The 18,350-nt window shown below is 65.5% G+C and carries 22 protein-coding genes; 7 read left to right on the top strand and 15 right to left on the bottom strand.

Translation table 11 applies throughout. The features are described 5' to 3' along the window. Positions 1 to 101: 101 nt before the first annotated feature. Positions 102 to 542, bottom strand: a complete 441-nt coding sequence (locus C8C95_RS10220; RefSeq protein WP_056057040.1) for a hypothetical protein — start codon at positions 540 to 542, stop codon at positions 102 to 104. 316 nt (positions 543 to 858) lie between these two features. Between C8C95_RS10220 and C8C95_RS10215 the strand changes: the two genes are divergently transcribed. Then, complete coding sequence (locus C8C95_RS10215) at positions 859 to 1,227, top strand: EF-hand domain-containing protein (protein ID WP_116750230.1); 369 nt, start codon at positions 859 to 861, stop codon at positions 1,225 to 1,227. 131 nt (positions 1,228 to 1,358) lie between these two features. On the opposite strand, the gene C8C95_RS10210 is transcribed toward C8C95_RS10215, so the two are convergent. The 10 genes from C8C95_RS10210 to C8C95_RS10165 form a co-directional block, all read right to left on the bottom strand. Beyond that, entirely contained in the window at positions 1,359 to 2,162 is an 804-nt protein-coding gene (locus tag C8C95_RS10210; RefSeq protein ID WP_056057037.1) for an amino acid ABC transporter ATP-binding protein, read from the bottom strand. Then, entirely contained in the window at positions 2,146 to 2,799 is a 654-nt protein-coding gene (locus C8C95_RS10205) for an amino acid ABC transporter permease (protein ID WP_116748517.1), read from the bottom strand. The genes C8C95_RS10210 and C8C95_RS10205 overlap by 17 nt, the downstream gene beginning before the upstream one ends. A gap of 6 nt (positions 2,800 to 2,805) precedes the next feature. After that, positions 2,806 to 3,480: an amino acid ABC transporter permease gene (locus tag C8C95_RS10200; protein WP_116748516.1), complete on the bottom strand. Its 675-nt coding sequence runs from the start codon at positions 3,478 to 3,480 to the stop codon at positions 2,806 to 2,808. A gap of 68 nt (positions 3,481 to 3,548) precedes the next feature. After that, positions 3,549 to 4,370 carry a transporter substrate-binding domain-containing protein gene (locus tag C8C95_RS10195; protein ID WP_116748515.1) on the bottom strand — a complete coding sequence of 274 codons (822 nt, stop codon included), beginning with the start codon at positions 4,368 to 4,370 and terminating at the stop codon, positions 3,549 to 3,551. Further along, positions 4,367 to 5,161, bottom strand: coding sequence for a GntR family transcriptional regulator (locus tag C8C95_RS10190; protein ID WP_116748514.1), 795 nt, complete (start codon positions 5,159 to 5,161; stop codon positions 4,367 to 4,369). The genes C8C95_RS10195 and C8C95_RS10190 overlap by 4 nt, the downstream gene beginning before the upstream one ends. 264 nt (positions 5,162 to 5,425) lie before the next feature. Then, positions 5,426 to 5,890, bottom strand: coding sequence for a DUF2752 domain-containing protein (locus C8C95_RS10185; protein WP_116748513.1), 465 nt, complete (start codon positions 5,888 to 5,890; stop codon positions 5,426 to 5,428). Beyond that, entirely contained in the window at positions 5,862 to 6,434 is a 573-nt protein-coding gene (locus tag C8C95_RS10180; RefSeq protein ID WP_116748512.1) for a hypothetical protein, read from the bottom strand. The genes C8C95_RS10185 and C8C95_RS10180 overlap by 29 nt, the downstream gene beginning before the upstream one ends. Before the next feature lie 108 nt (positions 6,435 to 6,542). Further along, the gene (locus C8C95_RS10175) at positions 6,543 to 8,051 is read right to left on the bottom strand and encodes a carboxylesterase family protein (RefSeq protein WP_116748511.1); all 1,509 of its coding nucleotides are present in this window, start codon (positions 8,049 to 8,051) and stop codon (positions 6,543 to 6,545) included. Further along, positions 8,048 to 9,046 (bottom strand): tripartite tricarboxylate transporter substrate binding protein, encoded by a 999-nt coding sequence (locus tag C8C95_RS10170; RefSeq protein WP_116748510.1) that lies wholly within the window; start codon positions 9,044 to 9,046, stop codon positions 8,048 to 8,050. The genes C8C95_RS10175 and C8C95_RS10170 overlap by 4 nt, the downstream gene beginning before the upstream one ends. Before the next feature lie 96 nt (positions 9,047 to 9,142). Continuing rightward, positions 9,143 to 9,835, bottom strand: coding sequence for a TetR family transcriptional regulator (locus C8C95_RS10165; RefSeq protein ID WP_116748509.1), 693 nt, complete (start codon positions 9,833 to 9,835; stop codon positions 9,143 to 9,145). A 170-nt stretch (positions 9,836 to 10,005) separates the two neighbouring features. Between C8C95_RS10165 and C8C95_RS10160 the strand changes: the two genes are divergently transcribed. Further along, positions 10,006 to 11,430: an FAD-linked oxidase C-terminal domain-containing protein gene (locus tag C8C95_RS10160; protein WP_116748508.1), complete on the top strand. Its 1,425-nt coding sequence runs from the start codon at positions 10,006 to 10,008 to the stop codon at positions 11,428 to 11,430. A gap of 119 nt (positions 11,431 to 11,549) precedes the next feature. Further along, positions 11,550 to 12,326, top strand: a complete 777-nt coding sequence (locus C8C95_RS10155) for a hypothetical protein (RefSeq protein ID WP_116748507.1) — start codon at positions 11,550 to 11,552, stop codon at positions 12,324 to 12,326. 194 nt (positions 12,327 to 12,520) lie between these two features. Here C8C95_RS10155 and C8C95_RS10150 read toward each other — a convergent pair whose 3' ends face one another. Both C8C95_RS10150 and C8C95_RS10145 read right to left on the bottom strand, forming a co-directional pair. Continuing rightward, the gene (locus C8C95_RS10150; protein ID WP_116748506.1) at positions 12,521 to 12,889 is read right to left on the bottom strand and encodes an antibiotic biosynthesis monooxygenase; all 369 of its coding nucleotides are present in this window, start codon (positions 12,887 to 12,889) and stop codon (positions 12,521 to 12,523) included. Further along, entirely contained in the window at positions 12,886 to 13,230 is a 345-nt protein-coding gene (locus C8C95_RS10145; RefSeq protein WP_116748505.1) for an NIPSNAP family protein, read from the bottom strand. Before C8C95_RS10145 ends, C8C95_RS10150 begins: the two co-directional genes overlap by 4 nt. A gap of 79 nt (positions 13,231 to 13,309) precedes the next feature. Between C8C95_RS10145 and C8C95_RS10140 the strand changes: the two genes are divergently transcribed. After that, the gene (locus tag C8C95_RS10140; RefSeq protein WP_116748504.1) at positions 13,310 to 14,038 is read left to right on the top strand and encodes a winged helix-turn-helix domain-containing protein; all 729 of its coding nucleotides are present in this window, start codon (positions 13,310 to 13,312) and stop codon (positions 14,036 to 14,038) included. Next, positions 14,032 to 14,358 carry a YnfA family protein gene (locus C8C95_RS10135; RefSeq protein ID WP_207780593.1) on the top strand — a complete coding sequence of 109 codons (327 nt, stop codon included), beginning with the start codon at positions 14,032 to 14,034 and terminating at the stop codon, positions 14,356 to 14,358. Before C8C95_RS10140 ends, C8C95_RS10135 begins: the two co-directional genes overlap by 7 nt. Before the next feature lie 115 nt (positions 14,359 to 14,473). Here the strand turns inward: C8C95_RS10135 and C8C95_RS10130 are convergent, their stop codons facing one another. Beyond that, on the bottom strand, positions 14,474 to 16,021 hold the full coding sequence (locus C8C95_RS10130) for an ABC transporter substrate-binding protein (RefSeq protein WP_116750228.1): 1,548 nt from the start codon (positions 16,019 to 16,021) through the stop codon (positions 14,474 to 14,476). A 225-nt stretch (positions 16,022 to 16,246) separates the two neighbouring features. On the opposite strand from C8C95_RS10130, the gene C8C95_RS10125 reads away from it, so the two are divergent. Both C8C95_RS10125 and C8C95_RS10120 read left to right on the top strand, forming a co-directional pair. Further along, positions 16,247 to 16,810: a hypothetical protein gene (locus C8C95_RS10125; protein ID WP_133246222.1), complete on the top strand. Its 564-nt coding sequence runs from the start codon at positions 16,247 to 16,249 to the stop codon at positions 16,808 to 16,810. Positions 16,811 to 16,874: 64 nt separating this feature from the next. Next, a complete protein-coding gene (locus tag C8C95_RS10120; protein WP_116748502.1) occupies positions 16,875 to 17,576 on the top strand; it encodes a hypothetical protein in 702 nt (233 codons plus the stop codon). Between the two features lie 95 nt (positions 17,577 to 17,671). On the opposite strand, the gene C8C95_RS10115 is transcribed toward C8C95_RS10120, so the two are convergent. Continuing rightward, positions 17,672 to 18,148, bottom strand: a complete 477-nt coding sequence (locus C8C95_RS10115; protein ID WP_243415771.1) for a BON domain-containing protein — start codon at positions 18,146 to 18,148, stop codon at positions 17,672 to 17,674. Positions 18,149 to 18,350: the final 202 nt, after the last annotated feature.

Raw genomic sequence — 18,350 nt, 5'->3', positions numbered from 1 at the left:
CACGCAGCATGCCCGCTACGCGAACCCACGCCCTGTGGCACACAACATGGTGCGCCACAGGGCGACGGCGCAGCGCTATGAAGGCGCTGCGTACGGCGAGATCAATGCGCAGCGGGGGCGCGGTTGAGCTTGTCGATGTCTGCTGTGGATACGCCAGCGTTGGTGGGCTTCATGGTGTCCCATGCATGTGCGTGGTAGGTGTCCCACTCCTGGCGCGACACCATGCCGTCGCCGTTGGTGTCCATCAGGCGCGCATTGACGCGTGCATCGGCCTTGGCTGCGGCCTTGCCGCCTGAAGCGCTGGGGTTGATCTCGGCCACCGGAGCCGCACGTCCGTCGCCAGCTGCGGGGTTGGCAGGCATGGCGCTGCTGTTGGCGCTGCGCGTGTCCACCTTGTTTTGTGCCTTGGACGCCGCCGCACCACCGGATGCAGAAGGGTTCACCTCGGACGGAGGGCGCGCATTGCTGTTGGCGGGGGCCTGGGCCAGCGCAGCGGTGCATGCCAGTGCGGCCAGAGCGGCGAAGACGGTTTGCTTTTGCATGGAGAACTCCTTCGGAAAAACGTGCGATCAAGCGAAATGCTTGGATGCATTGTTTTGCCGCGCCCCGACCCCGCTTGTAGGACGTTCACGGGCTTGCAGGTCAGGCCAAGCGCTTGAGCAGGTGGGGTGTGAATGCGCACCAGGGGACGCTTGCGTCTGGCTACAAACTGTGCGGACATCTACACACAACAGGCGTGCCGCGTTACACCGCGCTGGCAAATGTAGAGTGAGGCAACAGCAGGCAAGAGTGCTGGCGCGGCACGCTTTGCTGCGGTGCAATGCAAGCCTGTTCAACTTCAAAGGAGCCAGGCTCACCATGAAAGCACTGCAACGACGCCACTACTCGTTCGACACACGCAGCGTGATGCTCTTCGCCGCCCTCTCTCTGGGTGGTGTGGGTGCCTTGCAGGCACAGACGTCCTCCTCTTCCTCTCCTCCCCAATTTGGCCCCGCAAGCAAGAGCACCGCACAGTCAGGCTCGCCTTTTTCTGTGGGGCCCAGCAGTGGCGGCGTCTCCACCGCAGCGGCCGCCGCATTTGACAAGGCCGACACCAACAAGGACGGTCAGCTGAGCGCGCAAGAGGCAGCCTCGCTGCCCGCCATCAGCCAACGTTTCAAGGAACTCGATACCGACAGGAACGGATCTCTGTCCCGCGCCGAGTTCGACAAGGGGGTGCAGTCCTGACCCTGCCCACCGGTTAACTGCCCTGAGCCAGAGGCCGGGGTAGGCGCAACTACCAAGCCGCAAAGCCTGCCCGCGCTGGAACTCCAGGGCGTGGGCAGGCCTTTGTGCGTACGAGCAGCGGCGAATGAATTTCAGTCGTGCAACGATGACAAAAACTGCTGCAGCTCAGGCGTCTGCGGACTTCCAAACAGCTGGGCAGGCGTGCCCTGCTCATGCACCCGCCCTTGGTGCATGAAGATCACACGGTCGCTCACCTTGCGGGCGAACGCCATCTCGTGCGTGACCATCATCAGCGTCATGCCTTCTTGCGCCAGCGATTCGACCACGCGCAGCACCTCACCCACCAGTTCAGGGTCCAGCGCCGAGGTGATCTCGTCGCACAGGAGCACCTGCGGCTCCATGGCCAGTGCGCGAGCAATGGCCACGCGCTGTTGCTGCCCGCCCGAGAGCTGGTCGGGCATGGCGTCAAACTTTTCGGCCAACCCCACGCGCGCCAAAAGCTGACGCGCCTGCGCCTCGGCCGCCTTGGCATCGCGCGCCTTCACCAGCGTGGGCGCCAGCATGATGTTGCGGCCCACAGAGAGGTGCGGAAACAGATTGAAGCTCTGGAAGATCATGCCCACCTGCTGGCGCAGCGCGCGCATGGCGGCAGGGCTGTCGTGCAGCAGCTTCTGGCCGTTGACGCTGAGGGCGCCTTCCTGGAACTCCTCCAGCCCATTCACGCAGCGCAGCAACGTGCTCTTGCCCGAGCCACTCTTGCCGATGATGGCGATGACCTCGCCGCGCTGCACTTTCAGGTCGATGCCCTTGAGCACTTCATTGCTGCCATAGGACTTGCGCAGCGCAGTGATGTCCACAATGGGCGGCTCACCCACCACGATGCCGTCGTGCGCAGGGGTGGGTTTGGTTGCGGAGGCTTCAGCGGCGATGGCCATGGAGTTTCCTTTCAAGGGACTGCGCCACCAGGCTCACCGGGAAGCACAAAACAAAATACAGCAGCGCTACGCAGGCGTAGACGAGGAAGGGCTTGTAGGTGGCGTTGGAGATCATGCTGCCCGCCTTGGTCAGCTCCACAAAGCCGATGACCGAAGCCAGCGCCGTGCCCTTGATCACCTGCACCAGAAAGCCCACCGTGGGCGGCACTGCGATGCGCAGCGCCTGCGGCAGCACCACATGGCGCAGCTGTTCGCCGAAGTTGAGCGCCAGGCTCTGCGCCGCCTCCCACTGCCCCTTGGGGATGGAGGCCACACAGCCGCGCCAGATCTCTGTGAGGTAGGCACTGGTGTAGAGCGTGAGCGCCACCGCAGCGGCCGTCCACGGCGAGGTCTTGATACCGAACAGCGCAATGCCGAAGTAGGCCAGGAACAGCTGCATCAGCAGCGGCGTGCCCTGGAACACCTGCACATAAGCGCCCACGGCGCGGTCCACGCCCCGGACCTTGGACAGGCGCAGCACCAGCAGCACCAGGCCTACCAGGCCACCACCGACGAAGGCGATGAGGGACAGGGACACCGTCCAGCGCGCTGCCAGCAGCAGGTTGCGCAGGATGTCCCACAGGGAAAAATCAACCATCTCGATTTACCTCCCCACCAAGAATCGGGCGCCCACCCACATCAGCAGGCGGCGGGTGAGCATGGACAGCACCAGGTACACGGCAGTGGCCAGGATGAAGGCCTCGAAAGCGCGGAAGGTGTTGCTGGAGATGAGGTTGGCGGCGTAGCTCAGCTCGGGCGTGGAGATCTGCCCGCACACGGCCGAGCCCAGCATCACGATGATGATCTGGCTGACCATGGCGGGCCACACCTTTTGCAGCGCGGGCGGCAGCACCACGCGCCGGAAGGTCTGGCCCGGCGTCAGCGCCAGACTGTGCGCGGCTTCGATCTGGCCGCGTGGCGTGGCCTCGGTGCCTGCGCGGATGATCTCGGCGGAATACGCGCCCAGGTTGATCACCATGGCCAGCACCGATGCAAATTCGGGCGAGAGCTTGAGCCCCAGCGCAGGCAGGCCGAAGAACAGGAAGAACAGCTGCACGATGAAAGGCGTGTTGCGCACCAGCTCCACATAGCTGGCCACGGCCCAGCGCAACGCAGTGGGCCGGTGGCCCAGGTTGCGTGCACGCGCCCAGGCGCAGACCGTGCCCAGCAGCAGGCCCAGCACGGTGCCCACGATGGTGAGGGCTATGGTCCAGACCACGCCACGCACCAGCAACGGCCACGACGCGAAGACGGCAGAAAAATCGAGCGCAATCAGCATGCTTGTGCCCTGCGCCGCTTGTCGCGCCGCAGGCCCTTGGGTTTCAGCAATTCATCCTGTGCGCCGCATCACAGGGGCAGGTCACCCGCAGGACGACCCAGCCACTTGTTGGACAGCTTGTCGATGTCGCCCGACTTGCGGGCCTCGGCAATGATTTCGTTCACACGCAGGCGCAGCTTGTCTTCGCCTTTGGCCACGCCGATGAAGTTGGGGCTGTCCTTGAGCAGCAGCTTGTATTCGGTCTGCAGGTTGGGGTTCTTGACCATGATGGTGCCCGCCGTCGATGCACTGGTCGCAATGGCCTGCGTCTGGCCCGACACAAAGGCCGCAATGCTGGCGGCGTGGTCTTCAAAGCGCTTCACGTCCACACCGGGGGGCGCGACCTTGGCCAGCTCCTGGTCTTCCATCGCGCCGCGCGTCACGGCCACGGTCTTGCCCGCCAGGTCGGCAAAGCTCTTGATGTTCAGGCTCTTGCTCGCAAACACGGCCTGGAAGAACGGTGCGTAGGCGGCAGTGAAGTCGATCACCTTCTCGCGCTCGGGGTTCTTGCCCAGCGTGGAGATCACCAGGTCGGCCTTCTGGGTCTGCAGGTACGGGATGCGGTTGGCGCTGGTCACGGGGATGAGTTCGACCTTCACACCCAGCTTGGCGCCGATGTAGTTGGCCATCTCCACGTCCAGGCCCTGGGGCTTGAGGTCGGTGCCCACAAAGCCGTAGGGCGGGTAGTCGGTGGGGATGGCGATCTTGATTTCCTTGGCTTTGAGGATGTTGTCCAGCGCGTTCTGCGCGTGGGCGGCGGGCGCCATCAGCGCTGCTGCAAGGCCGGTGGCGGCGAGCACGCCCAGGGTCAGGCGGCGGGTGGACGAGGTGACGGTGCGGACGGTGGTCATAGCAGGGCTCCTAGGTAGGTGGATGGGTCGGCAGGTGCGTCTGGGTCAGACGCTGGGGAGGGGGAACTCTTGGCGGCGCGGGACTTGCGCGCGCGGGCTGGTGGGGTGGCTGGTGCAGGGCTCTTGCTCACTGGTGCCAGCGCGTCGCGCAGCCCGGCCAGCGGGTCGCTGCTGGCCTGCAGACGCAGGGCCGACTGCACGGTGCCGATGTGCTCGGACATGAGTGCCTCGGCGCCGGCAATGTCGCCCGCCTCCAGCGCCTCGACGATGCGCACATGGTCGGCACAGCTCTGCGCCGCATCGTGCGATGACTGGTAGAGCATGGCGATGAGCGTGGTGCGCGCCGTGAAGTCGCGCAGCGTGTCGGCCAGCAGGCTGTTGCCCAGGCATTCGGCCAGGCACACATGGAAGTCGCCCAGCAAAAAGCTGCGCATGCCCACATCGGTGCCGGCCAGCGCGGCTTTTTCGCGCTGCAGGTGGCTTTTGAGCTGGCGCAGCGCCGCCTTGTCCACCACCTTGAGCTGGTGCAGCAGGCCCAGCTCGATCACGCGGCGCGCCTCGAAGGCCTCGCGCGCTTCGTCCTGCGAAGGCTCGATCACATACCAGCCGCGCCGGGCACTCACGGTGACGATGCCGCGTGTGGCCAGCCGCGTGAGCGCCTCGCGCACGATGGTGCGGCTGCAGTCGAACAGCATGGCCAGCTGCTGCTCGCCGAGGCGCGAGCCGGGCGCGAGCTTTTGCGCCATCACGGCTTCGATGATGCGGTTGCTGATCTCGGTGGCGGTGGTCATTGCCTGCGGTATCGCAGGTTCCGTGCCAACTGGTATACAAGCTCAATGCACCAGCCTGGCGCACGGAGGCTGTGCACCATGGGGCAGTCTGCCCCGCAACGATGCGCGGGGCTGCGCTAACCTGACCCAAGGGGATGCTGGTGCATGGATGTGGTGCAGGCGCTGGCGTTGGCGGGCCACCGGCTGCGCAGGGCACTCAGACGGCCATAGAAGGCGGTCGCCTCACGAAGAGGAAGTACCAAGACCCAAGGACCCAACGAGCGGCTACACCAGCCCGGCCAGGCGCGAGAGCCAGGACAGCACCAACCCGCTGCCCAACACGACAAACACTGCCGGGTGCCACCAGGGCCAGCGCGCCACGCGGCGGCGGCCCTGAGCGCCTTCGACCACCGCCTGGCCCGCCAGCAGCGACAGCCACAGCAGCAACACCAGCGCACCCGGGTTGGCCGCCCAGGCGGCCGCCCAATCGCCCTGGACCAGGGCCGCACACGCGTGCGTGCCGCCGCACAGCGGGCAGGGTATGCCCGTCAGCGCAAGAAACCCGCAACCCAGACCCAGCCCGCCCTGACCCAGCCACCAGGGCGTGGCCGCCATGGCCAGCGGCCAGCCCAGGCCCAACGCCAGCCGCTGCCGCCGATCGCCCCCGCTCAGCGGCTGCCAGGCGGGTGGGCTGCCCACCGGCACCACTGCGGGGCCGGGGTCAGAGGGGAGGAAGGGCCACAGGCTCATCGCCCACCAGCTGCCGTGCCATGTAGTAGGAGCCGATGGTGGACAGCGGCAGCGTCAGCAGCGCACCCACCCAGCACAGCAGGAAACCCAGCGAGCCCACAATGCCCAGCACCAGCGAGCAGAAGAACGCCGAGCCCAGGTTCTTGGTCACGATGGTCCAGGCCTGGCTGAAAGCCGCGACGCCATCGCGCTCGCCGCGCGCTACGAGGAACAGTGCCACCGGGGGCAGCGCCATGACCAGCAAGCCGGGGATGAAACACAGCATGAAGCCCAGCGACACCACCAGCGAACTGATGAGCCCCGCCACAAAGGCGGGCACAAAGTCATCAAAGCCCCGAAAGACGTCGCCGATCTGCACCGCTTCGCCGCGCGTCTCGCGCTCGATCATGCGCATGTAGCCCACCACCATGGGCCCGGCCAGCAGGCCGGCGCTGATGCCGGCGACCACCATCACCAGCAAGGTGCACACCACGTGGGTGAGGACGTTTTTCTTGAAGGTGCCCCAGGCACCCGACAGGCAATCTCCCACACTGGCTGAAGCCATGGCAATCCCTCTCTCTGTAGTTGGTCAGTCGCGCGCAAGCGCTGGCTCAGTGTAGCGAGCCAACGGCCGCTGTGGTACCCCTGACGGGTGAGCCATGAGAGCGGATCGCTACAGCACTCCCTCCCAGAGCGCAAACCGCTCAGGCTGCGGGTGGGGTGCACAAAACAGAGTCTCACCCAAGTGCTGAAACGGCGGCTGTGCACCGGCATACGGCACCCATCCAGGGTTGCCATCCCGCGCAAACGCCACCCAGCGCTGCTGCAGTGCCTCGGCCAGCGCAGCGGGCGGCGTCGGCCCCGTGAGTTCCTGCCCTGTGGGCGTGTGGAGATTGCCGAACACAAACGGCAGCTCCACCCCATGCGCTGCGCCCAAGCGCCCACGCCACTGCGGCGAGGGCCAGGTGAATTCATAACCATGGGCGCTGCGGGCCCAGCGGTGGGCCAGCGCGGCAATGCGCTGCGCGGGCATGCGGTAGTAGTAGTCGGACTGCAGCGCACACAGCCATTCCCCGGGCGTTTGCTGGGCGAGCGGGAGCATGTGGCGCAGGGCCTCGGCGCTACTAGTGCTCAAGCCCACATCTTGCGCAAAGGCATGGACCTGCGCCTCCGTCACCCGGTCGATGGCACCGCCAGGCAAGTGGTACAGGCGCATCTCCTGCGCGTTGCTGCCCACCAGCACCTGCAGGGCCGGCGGCTGGGCCGCCCACTGCTGCGCAAGCGCCTCCAACGGCGGTGCGGTGAGCACCTGGCCATCCACCACGGGCCGCAAGGGAAAGAAGTTGCGTCCGCCCAGCCCGTGCTGTTGCCGCAGGGCGGGCTCGGAGGCCAGCCGGTGCACGGCGTGCAGCACAGCAGCCTGCTGCGCCGCGCCCAGTGCAACCAAGGTGGACTTCACACCCGCCAGCACGGCCACGGCATGGCGCGCCGCAGCGGCCTCCTGCAAGGTCTGGCAGGCGACGCTGGGGCTTTGCAGAATGGCGCGCTGGAACAACCCACGCGAAGCGGGCATGCCCATCAGACAGGCCAAGGCCCCGGCACCGGCCGACTGGCCGAACACCGTGGTGCGCGCTGCATCTCCGCCCCAGGCGTGGATATGGTCGCGCACCCACTGCAGTGCCATCAGCAGGTCCAGCAGGCCGCGATTGGCGGGCGCAGCGTGCTCCTCGCCTTCGAAGTGCAAAAACCCGTCAATGCCCAAACGGTACTGCACCGACACCACCACCACGCCGCGCCGCGCCAGCGCTGCCCCGTCATACAGCGGCTCGCTGGCCGCGCCGCGAAAGAAGCCTCCGCCATGCACCCAGACCATGATGGGCAGGTGGGCTCCTGGCTCGGCGGTTGGCGCCCACACATTGATCGCCAGGCAGTCTTCGCCCCCCAGCATGGGCGCATCGGCACGCGCGCTGCGGGCCAGCTGCGGTGCCATGGGCGCAAACGCGGTGGCATCGCGCACGCCGGACCACGGCGAAACAGGCAACGGCGCCGCAAACCGCAGCGCGCCGCGTGGCGCTTGCGCGTACGGCATGCCACGGAACACACGCACGCCCTCCTCCCACAGGCCGCGCAGTTGCCCACCGTGGGCCAGCGTGACCTGAGGCTCTGCAGTGCCCGCCGTCATTCCGTGGCCAGGCCCAGCTTGTCGATCAGCGGGCGCCACACGGCCGCATCACGCGCCGCCCAGGTGCGCGCATCGGCAGGTGCGGTGGCAGTGAGCGTGACGTTCATGGCTTCAAGGCGAGCCTTGTACTGCGGATCGCCACCCCGACACTTCTCAGTGACCGCATTGAGCCGGTTCAGCAACTCGGGGGGCGTGCCGGCCTTGGCCACCACGGCAATCCACGCGGGCCGCGCCAGGTCGCTGGCAGCGGGCAAGGCTTCGGCGATGGTCGGCACATCGGGCAGCAACGGCGAGCGCTGCGCACCAAACAGCGCCAGCGGCACCAGCTTGCCCGCCTTGACCTGTGCTGCTGCCGTGCCAATCACCAGCGTCATCGCGTGGATCTGCTGGCCCATGAGCGCGGTGAGGCCCGCGCCCTCACCCACAAAAGGCACATGGGTGCCGGGCACACCCAGCTTTTCTATCAACGCCGAGGTCAGCAGGTGCGCTGGGCTGCCCTTGCCCGGCGACCCGAAGTTGACCCCGCCCGGCGTGGACCGCGCCAGCTTTTGCAGATCCGCCAGGCTGGCAATGCCCTGCCCTGCGGGCACGGCCAGCACCAGCGGCGACGTGCCCAGCACGGCCACGCCATCAAAGTCGCGCAGCGGATCGTAGGGCTGCTGCTTGTAGACGTAGGGCGTGATGGTCATCTGCGACATGCCGATGCTCAGCAGGTTATAGCCATCTGCAGGCTGGGCCTTGAGGTAGTTGACGGCCAGGATGCCGTTGGCCCCGGGCTTGTTCTGCACCACGACGGGCTGACCCAGTTCGCGCGCGGCGCAGTCGGCCCACACCCGCGTCATGGCGTCCGAGCCACTGCCGGGCGGCTGCTGGGCGATGAGCTGGATGGGTTTGGCCGGGTAGGCAGCAGGCTGCTGCGCCTGGGCGCCACCGGCCAGGCAGGCGAGTGCGGCGAGCGCGACCATGCTTGGAACGCGCGTAAAAGCTGAGGTCATGGGTGTGTCTCCTGGTAGTGTTTTCTTCGATGGATGTCCGCGATGCGTGGCGTGCAGGCGGGAGATGCCGCACGACAAGCAGGCAGACAAAAGGGGTCAGCGACGGCGTGTGCGTGCCTTGGTGGACACAGCGGCGGCCGTTGATGGCACAGCCGCTTCGCACCGGGTGGCAATCCAGTCGGCCAGGCAAGCCAGCTGTGCCTGCTGGACGGTATCGGGCACGGTGGGCGGTGCAGGCGCAAACAGCTGCAGCAGCCCCAGCCCGCGCAGCGACGACAGCACCAGGCCCAGCAGTCCATCGCGGTCGGGTTCTGCTGCCAGCTCGGGGAAAGCCGTGAAGAAGCCTTCGTGCATGCGCGTCTGCACACTCTGGCGCAGTTCGGCAATGTGGCCCAGCACCTCGGGCTGGTTGCGGCAGCCCAGGTAGATGTTCCAGGCCACGATGAAACGCGGCTGCGCGTAGACCAGGCGCCACACCGCCTGCACAAACTTCGCCGCCCGCTCGCGCGCGGGCAGTGCCGCGCTGGGCCAGAGTTCGCCCGAGCGCACGGTGGACTCGATCAGCTCGCTCAGCACATTCATCATCAGCACCGCCTTCGACTCGAAGTGGTGCTGCACCGCGCCCGAGGTCATGCCCGCCGACTTGGCCAGCTCGTGGATGGACATCTCCTCCAGGCTGCGGTGCTGGATCACGTCGATGGCCGTGGCGATCAGGTGCTGGCGGGTGGCGGCGCTGCGCTCGGCATGGGTGCGGCGCGTCCCGGCCTTGGGGGAAACACGGTGGTTCATGGCACTTTCACAATATACATTTCGAACGTAATGTATTTACACCCCCGCTGACCAGCAAGCCCGTGAATACCCGCATGCCCACCCGGGCCCAAGGTGGATCACCCAGGGACCAGCCACGGGGCCGAACCTAGAATGCTTCTCACTGACCGCACCCACCGGAGACACACACCATGAACGCCCCCACCGCTGCCGCCCACCTGCTGCCCGAAATCCAACTGCGCGACGTTCCGCAAGCCCTCATCGATGCGCTGCAGGCCCGCTTTGGCGCGCAGTGCTCGCTGGCCCAGGCTGTGCGCGAGCAGCATGGGCGCGACGAAGGTTCGCTGCAGGCCCCACCACCCAGCGCCGTGGTGTTTGCCGAAAGCACGCAGGATGTGGCCGACGCGGTCAAGCTGGCCAGCCAGTACGAAGTGCCAGTGATTCCCTACGGCGCAGGCTCTTCGCTCGAAGGCCACCTGCTGGCCGTGCAAGGCGGCATCAGCATCGACGTGAGTCGCATGAACCAGGTGCTCAGCATCAACGCCGAAGACCTCACCGTCACGGTGCAACCCGGCATCACGCGCAAGCAGCTCAACGAAGCGATCAAGGACACCGGCCTTTTCTTCCCCATCGACCCTGGCGCTGATGCCAGCATCGGCGGCATGAGCGCCACGCGCGCCAGCGGCACCAACGCCGTGCGCTACGGCACCATGCGTGAAAACGTGCTGGCGCTGGAGGTGGTGACCGCCAGCGGCGAAGTCATCCACACCGGCACCCGCGCCAAGAAGAGCAGCGCGGGCTACGACCTCACGCGCCTGATGGTGGGCAGCGAAGGCACGCTGGGCATCATGACCGAGATCACCGTGCGCCTGTACCCGCTGCCCGAAGCGGTGAGCGCAGCCATCTGCTCCTTCCCCAGCATCGAAGCGGCCGTGCGCACCACCATCCAGATCATCCAGATCGGCGTGCCGATTGCGCGCGTGGAACTCATCGACCACCACACGGTGCGCATGGTGAACGCACACAGCAAGCTGACCCTGCGCGAGGAACCCATGCTGCTGATGGAGTTCCACGGCTCACCCGCCAGCGTGAAGGAACAGGCCGAGATGGTGCAAGACATTGCCAGCGAATTCGGTGGCCAGGCTTTTGAATGGGCCAGCACGCCCGAAGAGCGCACGCGCCTGTGGACCGCCCGGCACAACGCCTACTTCGCGGCCGTGCAAAGCCGCCCCGGCTGCCGCGCCATCAGCACCGACACCTGCGTGCCCATCAGCCGCCTGGCCGACTGCCTGCTCGAATCGGTGGACGAAGTCGAAGCCAGCGGCATCCCCTACTTCCTCGTCGGCCACGTGGGCGACGGCAACTTCCACTTCGGCTACCTCATCGACCCCAACAGCGCCGAAGAACGCACCAAGGCCGAGGCCATGAACCACACCCTGGTGGCCCGGGCTCTCAGCATGGGCGGCACCTGCACCGGCGAGCATGGCGTGGGCATCCACAAGATGGGTTTTTTGCTGGACGAGACCGGCACGGGCGCGGTGGACATGATGCGCGCCATCAAACGCGCGCTGGACCCGAAGAACATCCTGAACCCCGGCAAAATTTTTGCGATGTGAGGGCATGGCGCTGTCCGCCTGGACAGCGGAGACCCATGGTCGATCGAGCCTCAAAAAGATGGCGGAGGCGCCACCGGGTGCATCTCCGTACCCATCAATGAACAACAAGAGAGGTCAACGTGGGTGCTTGGGGAGCAGGTCTCTTTTCCAACGACACAAGCTGTGATGTTCGCGACGACTATGTCCAGAACCTGACGCACGGACTCTCTGCCGAGGAGGCTTGCCAGAAGATCCTGGCCCGCTACGGCGACCTGCTCGCAAACACGGAAATCGCCTGCCTTGTATACCTCGCCCTGGCCGACACCGCGTGGCGCTATGGGCGACTGGATCAGGCACTGAAAGACAAAGCCCTTTCGCTGCTGCAGTCGGGTGGGGATGTCGATGTGTGGGAGCGGGATGCACCTGACGACGTCGCGTCGCGCCGCAAAACCCTTCAGGCACTGGAGACCCGCCTCCACACGCCCCAACCGCCTGAAAAGCCGATCCAGGTTTCACCACCAAAACCAAAGAAGATCCGGACCACAGCCCCTGTGGGAACGGTTTTCTCCTTGGACCTGCCCCAGGGAGGCTCGGCCCTGCTGGTGCTGGTGGGGTTTGCGGAGCTGGAGAACAGCGTGGACCCCGTCTTTTCGGTCCTCGGCCAGCGCTTTGCCTCGCCATCAGAAATGCCCGCTCAGATCACCGAGAGCGATACAACGCTGGTGCTTTCAAAGACCTCTTATCAGCCCTATCAACACGTCGCCATTCTTCCCAAGGACGAAAGAAAAAACATTCTTTCTGGGCTGGCGCAAACGGGTATCCCGGTGGCTGGCGCCATGCCTTACCAACGCGACAGTACGGTATGGCTGGCTCTGGGACGCATTGCCAAAGAGATCGACTCGCACCTGGATACTTGATCTGCACATCCATAGTCTCTTAGCCCATCAAATAGAGCATCTGGCTCCAGTACGAGCGTGTTCTCTGAGTACGCCATACACCCATGCCAATCGAGTTGAACGCCAACGGCATGCAAGAAGCCATCCCACACCAAGACAACTCCATCTTTGCACTGGGCGCGTGACGATCACAAGGCAACGCACCTACTTTCGGCCTACTGCAACAATTTACGACATGCCGTTTCCAGCATGGTGCGCGAATCCCGCGGCGCCTCTTCTCGGTCGCGCATGCCGTAGTCTCGTACCACCGTCGCCACACGCAAACGGTAGTCATCGAAGATGCTGGCGCGGCCCAGCCGCTGGGTATGGCGGTGGGCGTCCATCTGCCGCCAACGGGTCACGGCCTCCTCGTCGCGCCAAAAGGACAGCGATAGCAAACGGCCTGGCTCAGTCAGGCTCTGAAAGCGCTCAATGGAAATGAAACCATCCACTTGCTCCAGCAGCGGACGCAGCGCTGCAGCCGCTTGAAGGTAAGCGTCCTGCTGGCCGGGCGCTGGTTGAACTTCAAAGATCACGGCCATCATGCAGAACGCTCCTGCGGGTGCGCGGGCAAGCCCAATGTGCCTTCCACCCCCTGAGTGAACGTGCGCTCCTCGCGCAGGATGAAGCGCTTTTCCTGCGCCAGCGCAAAGTTGGCGCGGCCTTCGGGGTCGGCGCGCAGGCGGGCGCGGTAGGCCTCGTAGGCGGCCAGGGAGTCAAAGCCGATCAGGCCCCAGGCCTCGTAGTTGCTGCCTTCATGCGGCAGAAAGTAGCCCAGCAGATGGCCACCGCAGCGTGGAATGATCTGGCCCCAGCGGCGCGCGTATTCGGCAAACGCCTCGCGCTGGAAGGGGTCGATTTCGTAGCGGATAAAGCAGGTGATCATGAATCTATGGAAAGGTTGGTGGACAAGGGCTTCACGATAGGCGGTTGACGGCCCTCGATGGTTCGCCCAAGATCGAACCATGAAAGACGGCCCCCACATCGCGCGCATTGCCGCGCTCATCGGCGACAGCGCACGCGCCGAAGTCCTCACCGCCCTGATGGCAGACCGCGCGCTCACGGCCACCGAGCTGGCCGACATTGCAGGCGTGACCAAGCAGACCATCAGCGCCCACCTCGCCAAGCTGCTGGATTCGGGCCTGATCGCCGTGGAGAGCCAGGGCAGGCACCGCTACTTCCGGCTGGCGGACCGCGATGTGGCGCACTTGCTGGAGTCACTGATGAACGTGGCGTTTCGCGCCGGTGCCGTGCGGCTGCGCGCCAGCCCCCGGGAGCCTGCGCTGCGCCGCGCGCGCATGTGCTACGACCACTTGGCGGGCGAGGTGGGCGTGCAGTTTTATGAAGAACTGGTGCGCCAGGGCATGCTGCAGGCCACACCCCAAGGGGCGGCCATCACACGCGCTGGCGCGCAGTGGTTTGCGCACGTGGGTATCGACACGTCCACGCTGGCGCTGCAGCGGCGCATGGTGTGCCGCCCCTGCCTGGACTGGAGCGAGCGCCGCCACCACCTGGGCGGCGCCCTGGGCGCGGCGCTGCTGCAGCGCCTCTTCGATGGGGGATGGGCCCACCGCGCTCAGGACTCGCGCGTGGTGCACTTCACCCCCAAGGGCGAGCTGGCGCTGCGCCAGTGGCTGTCCACCCATTCGGCCGCCCCGAACCCCAGTGCCGCACAAGGCCCCGCACCATGCTGAATACCCTGCTGCTTTTCATCGCCACGGCCCTCGCTGAAATCGTGGGCTGCTACCTGCCCTGGTTGTGGCTCAAACAAGGCAAGCCCGCGTGGCTCCTGTTGCCTGCGGCCGCGAGCCTGGCGCTGTTCGCATGGCTCTTGACGCTGCACGACACCACAGGCGCAGGCCGCGTGTATGCGGCCTACGGCGGGGTCTACATCGGGGTGGCACTGGTATGGCTGTGGGCGGTGGATGGCATCCGCCCCACGCCTTGGGATGTGGCGGGCGTTCTGGTCGCGCTGGCGGGCATGGCGATCATCATGCTGCAGCCCGAGCACTGAGTGCCGCCCTGAGTCGCCTTCGGCGCCTTCGCCCGTGGGGGGGCCCGGCAAAGCCGGTTCCGCGGGTGCACTGGCATGGGCAGCGCCAGCCTCAAAGACTGTGGCGCCAGAGGGCTCAATTCACCTTGATCAACCGCCAGTCGATGCGGTTGTCCGGCCGCTGCACCAGTTCCACGTTTTTCTTCATGGCCCAGGCCAGCATCTGGTTGTGCAGCGGAATATGGGCCACGGTGTCGTTCTGCAGTTGCAGGCCTTCGGTGAGCAGCCGGTTGCGCACGGGCAGGTCGGTCTCGGTCTTCACGCGGTCCACGATGTAGTCCATGCGCTCGTTGCTGTAGCGGCCCAGGTTGTAGTTGCCATCGCCCCCGGTGGTTTTGGTGCGGGTGAGCGATTGCAGCGTGTACAGCGCATCAAACGTCGGCACGCCCCAGCTCAGCAGCGCGATGCTGGCCTCGTGCCGCTGGGCCATGGGGTAGTAGCTCACGGCGGGCATGGTGCGCAGCTTGGCCTTGATGCCGATGCGCGACCACATGGCGGTGATCGCCTGGCACAGTTGCTCGTCCTGCACGATGGCGTTGTTGCTGCAGGCAAAGTCCACCTCAAAGCCATCGCTGTAGCCAGCTTGCGTCAGCAGCTCTTTGGCGGCATTGGGGTCGTAGGGCAAACGTTTGTCCACCGCATCGGTCCAGCCGTTGACCAGGGGCGACACCATCGCGCCCGTGGGTTTGGACATGCCGCGCATGGTCACGCGCTGCAGTGTTGCGCCGTCGATGGCCTGGTACAGCGCCTTGCGCACACGCAGGTCTTTCAGGGGATTCTTGCCCTTGATGTTGCCGCCTGCCAGTTCGTCGCGGAACTGGTCCATGGCCAGGTACACGGTGCGGTTCTCCACCATCTCCATGACCTTGAGATTGGGGTTGGCCTTGATCCGCGCCAGGTCCTGGATACTGGTGTCACGCACCATGTCCACCTCGCCGGACAGCAACGCGGCTATGCGCGTGGCCTCGGACTTGATGGGCAGGTAGGTGATCTCGGTCACGTTGCCCTCCACCTTGCCTGCGTTCCACCAGCCCGGATTGGCAGCGAACACGATCTTCTGGTCGGGCACCCATTCCTTGAGCACGAACGGGCCGGTGCCCATGGCATTGCGGTGCGAATAGGTCTCGTCCTTGGCCTTGATGTCCTTGGGCTCCACCGCGTTGTTCTTCTCGGCCCAGGCCTTGCTCATCACGCGCAGCTCGGTCAGCTGGTTGAGCAGCACCGGGTTGGGGTTCTTCAGAAAGATGTCGATGGTCTCGCCATCCACCTTGGCAATGCGGTCCATGCCCTGGGTGTAGATGGCGTAGGTGGAGGTCTTGCTCATCGCACGCTGCAGCGAATACACGACGTCGTCCGCCGTCATGGCAGAGCCATCACTGAACTTCACGCCCTGGCGCAGCTTGAAGCGCATCTGCGTGGGGCTGACCTGCTGCCACGACGTGGCCAGCAGCGGCTCCACCCTGAGCGTGCGGCTGTTGAACATGACCAGCGACTCGTACACCGCCGCATGGATGCCGTTGCCCAGCGCGCTGTTCTGCGAATGGATGTCCATGGTCTGGATGTCGCTGGAACCGGACCACTTGAAAGGCTTTGCGCCCGCGATAGCGGGCACCATGCATGCCATCACGGCCGCCAGCGCGGGGGCGGATAGCGGCGAGGAACGATCGAAACGCAGGCGCATACAAATCTCCAATGTGTTGTCAGCACGCAATGTGCAATAGCTCCCCTTTTCTGCGGATATGGAAATCCCTGGGGTTCGGCACCGTGGGCGAGCCGAGGGCCTCGCGGTGCATGCACATGACATGCCACTGCCCGGCGCTGCCTACGGTCCATTACATCTCTTACACCCATGCTTTGGGGTTTCACGGCCAGAATCGCCGGTCCTCCTCTGCTCGACCTCGATCCCACCATGCCAGGGCTCTCCATTCGCACTGTCTTTCGATGGGCCGCCGTCGCGGCCACTGCCCTTGTGCTGGCGGCAATGGCCACGCTGGGCTATCTCTTTGCCGTGGAGGACTACGTGACACGGCCCGGCTCGCCCGTGTACTACCTGGGCATCTCGTCGCTGGTCCGCGATGTGCAGGTGCCCGACGGGGCGCAGGGCCGCGAGTACTTCGGCTCGGTCGGCGATGGGAACAAGCCGGCCCAATCGCAACTGAGCTTCAAGGTGCCGCCTGCAACCGCCGATGCGGTCTGGGACGCAATGACCCGGCAACTGCAAAACCTGGCCCTGCACTCCGTCAGCACCGGCGGCAACGACCCGACAGTGGCCGGCAACAAGCACGCCGTCTCCCCGGGACTGCGGGAGGCGCAATACACCTCTGCCAAGCACGACCTGGTCCTGCTGACCACTTATGAGGACAGCGACGGGGGGACCCCGTTGATCCGCTTCGAAATCACCCACTTCGATTGATTCGACCAAGACGCCGCCCTTCGTGCCGGGCACTTCCTTTCCTCCACTTCCCCGTTGAACATCCATGTCATCTCGCTCGGACATTCCCAATCGCCTGATCTACACGTGCAATTGCGGCTGGATCGATATTGGCCACCTGGTGTCGGTCGAGAAGCCGGCCAACCGCCATGCGAGCGCCGCCTATCTGTGGAAGGACGTCTCGCTGGAGCGCGGCCTGCAGGTCACTGGCAAGCCGGACCACCATCTGGTGATGTACCGCCAGGGGATGCGCAAGTTCGGCCTCTCGCGCGACTTCACGAAGTTCTACTTCATCCGCAAGGGCCTGCCGCTGGCCACCCAGCGCTCGGTGGCGCTGGCGATCTTCAAGGAAGTGTCCCTGGGTTTCGAAGACGTGCAGGCCTCGCTGTCGGCCTTCACGGACAGCGGCTTCAGCGAAGAAGATCTAGTGTCGAACCTGCTCGGCTTCTACGTGGCCGTGCTGGGCAATGTGGACTGGCGCAACCACTGCAAACCGGTGTCGGCAGAAGCCTCGCGGGTTGTCTGGGACACGCTGGGCCCGGTGGGTTCGCGCAAGAACCGCCAGTTCGTCCCCCAGCTGCATGACTGTGAAGAATGCAAAACCAAGCACCACATCACCCGGCCTCAGTTCCCGCCCATTTTTTCATCCATCCGTCCGGCCCAGCAAGGCGCGGACTTCTTCGAAGCAACAGACTCCACGCCAGGCCTGCCTGTGCCCGTGCACATGCTGTCCACATTGTTTGTCTGAAGGGCCCCTGGCGGCCTGCAGCGCCCCGCCTGGTCGCCATTCACTCTGCTTCACAAATGCGGGCGCGCCACCGGCCCAGACAGAATCTCCCGCCTCTACGGCGGTAAGACCGGATAGCGCAAGTTGCTGCGTCTCGTCCCCACCTGCAGCAGGTTGATCACCCCCATTACATCGTCTACCAGCCACACAGCCTTCTCCAGCGCATCAGACTGCGCTTGCGACTGCACGCAGCCCTTGAGCGTCACCAGCCGCCGCTCGCCCAGCACCCACACGCTGGTGTCGTCAAAGCGGCCGTCCTGCTGGATGTAGCGCTGCACGCGCGGGATGATCTCGGCGTCGTACAGGTAGGAGTTGGGCAGGCGACAGCGCCCTACGCGGTGGCAGCTGCCGCCATGTTGGGAGCGCACATGTGCCAGCTCGCGCACCTCGGCCTCGGTGTACAGCGGGCCCTCGGGCACGGGGCACTGGGCGATGGCATGGGTCACCTGAACGAAAGGGTCGTTGAAGGCGTTGGTGCGCGGCGGGCCGTTGGCAGGGGCCTGGGCGGCGACCCCTGCAGCGCACAGGGCCATGGCCGGTCCGCCCAGCAGGGCACAGAGCGACCGATACGACGGATACAAGCGCATGGATGGGTCCCCGGCTGCGGGCCAGCGCCGCAGGCTACGCCATCCTACGGGCGTGGTGTTCTGCAGTAAAGACAGGCGCCGGTACGCAGAACGCGGCGCAGTCCTGCAGACGGCGCAACCCACAACGGGATGATGGAGGGCGCGCTCC

This window comes from Acidovorax sp. 99 (assembly GCF_003096455.1).
Classification (GTDB): Bacteria; Pseudomonadota; Gammaproteobacteria; order Burkholderiales; family Burkholderiaceae_C; genus Acidovorax; species Acidovorax delafieldii.
This window is presented reverse-complemented; position numbering and strand designations above follow the sequence as displayed.

Bases quoted from the DNA above. Each gene is read 5' to 3' on its own strand.
- C8C95_RS10220 (WP_056057040.1), bottom strand. From the start codon at position 542: ATGCAAAAGCAAACCGTCTTCGCCGCTCTGGCCGCACTGGCATGCACC.
- C8C95_RS10215 (WP_116750230.1), top strand. From the start codon at position 859: ATGAAAGCACTGCAACGACGCCACTACTCGTTCGACACACGCAGCGTG.
- C8C95_RS10210 (WP_056057037.1), bottom strand. From the start codon at position 2,162: ATGGCCATCGCCGCTGAAGCCTCCGCAACCAAACCCACCCCTGCGCAC.
- C8C95_RS10205 (WP_116748517.1), bottom strand. From the start codon at position 2,799: ATGGTTGATTTTTCCCTGTGGGACATCCTGCGCAACCTGCTGCTGGCA.
- C8C95_RS10200 (WP_116748516.1), bottom strand. From the start codon at position 3,480: ATGCTGATTGCGCTCGATTTTTCTGCCGTCTTCGCGTCGTGGCCGTTG.
- C8C95_RS10195 (WP_116748515.1), bottom strand. From the start codon at position 4,370: ATGACCACCGTCCGCACCGTCACCTCGTCCACCCGCCGCCTGACCCTG.
- C8C95_RS10190 (WP_116748514.1), bottom strand. From the start codon at position 5,161: ATGACCACCGCCACCGAGATCAGCAACCGCATCATCGAAGCCGTGATG.
- C8C95_RS10185 (WP_116748513.1), bottom strand. From the start codon at position 5,890: ATGAGCCTGTGGCCCTTCCTCCCCTCTGACCCCGGCCCCGCAGTGGTG.
- C8C95_RS10180 (WP_116748512.1), bottom strand. From the start codon at position 6,434: ATGGCTTCAGCCAGTGTGGGAGATTGCCTGTCGGGTGCCTGGGGCACC.
- C8C95_RS10175 (WP_116748511.1), bottom strand. From the start codon at position 8,051: ATGACGGCGGGCACTGCAGAGCCTCAGGTCACGCTGGCCCACGGTGGG.
- C8C95_RS10170 (WP_116748510.1), bottom strand. From the start codon at position 9,046: ATGACCTCAGCTTTTACGCGCGTTCCAAGCATGGTCGCGCTCGCCGCA.
- C8C95_RS10165 (WP_116748509.1), bottom strand. From the start codon at position 9,835: ATGAACCACCGTGTTTCCCCCAAGGCCGGGACGCGCCGCACCCATGCC.
- C8C95_RS10160 (WP_116748508.1), top strand. From the start codon at position 10,006: ATGAACGCCCCCACCGCTGCCGCCCACCTGCTGCCCGAAATCCAACTG.
- C8C95_RS10150 (WP_116748506.1), bottom strand. From the start codon at position 12,889: ATGATGGCCGTGATCTTTGAAGTTCAACCAGCGCCCGGCCAGCAGGAC.
- C8C95_RS10145 (WP_116748505.1), bottom strand. From the start codon at position 13,230: ATGATCACCTGCTTTATCCGCTACGAAATCGACCCCTTCCAGCGCGAG.
- C8C95_RS10140 (WP_116748504.1), top strand. From the start codon at position 13,310: ATGAAAGACGGCCCCCACATCGCGCGCATTGCCGCGCTCATCGGCGAC.
- C8C95_RS10135 (WP_207780593.1), top strand. From the start codon at position 14,032: ATGCTGAATACCCTGCTGCTTTTCATCGCCACGGCCCTCGCTGAAATC.
- C8C95_RS10130 (WP_116750228.1), bottom strand. From the start codon at position 16,021: ATGGCATGCATGGTGCCCGCTATCGCGGGCGCAAAGCCTTTCAAGTGG.
- C8C95_RS10125 (WP_133246222.1), top strand. From the start codon at position 16,247: ATGCTTTGGGGTTTCACGGCCAGAATCGCCGGTCCTCCTCTGCTCGAC.
- C8C95_RS10120 (WP_116748502.1), top strand. From the start codon at position 16,875: ATGTCATCTCGCTCGGACATTCCCAATCGCCTGATCTACACGTGCAAT.
- C8C95_RS10115 (WP_243415771.1), bottom strand. From the start codon at position 18,148: ATGGCCCTGTGCGCTGCAGGGGTCGCCGCCCAGGCCCCTGCCAACGGC.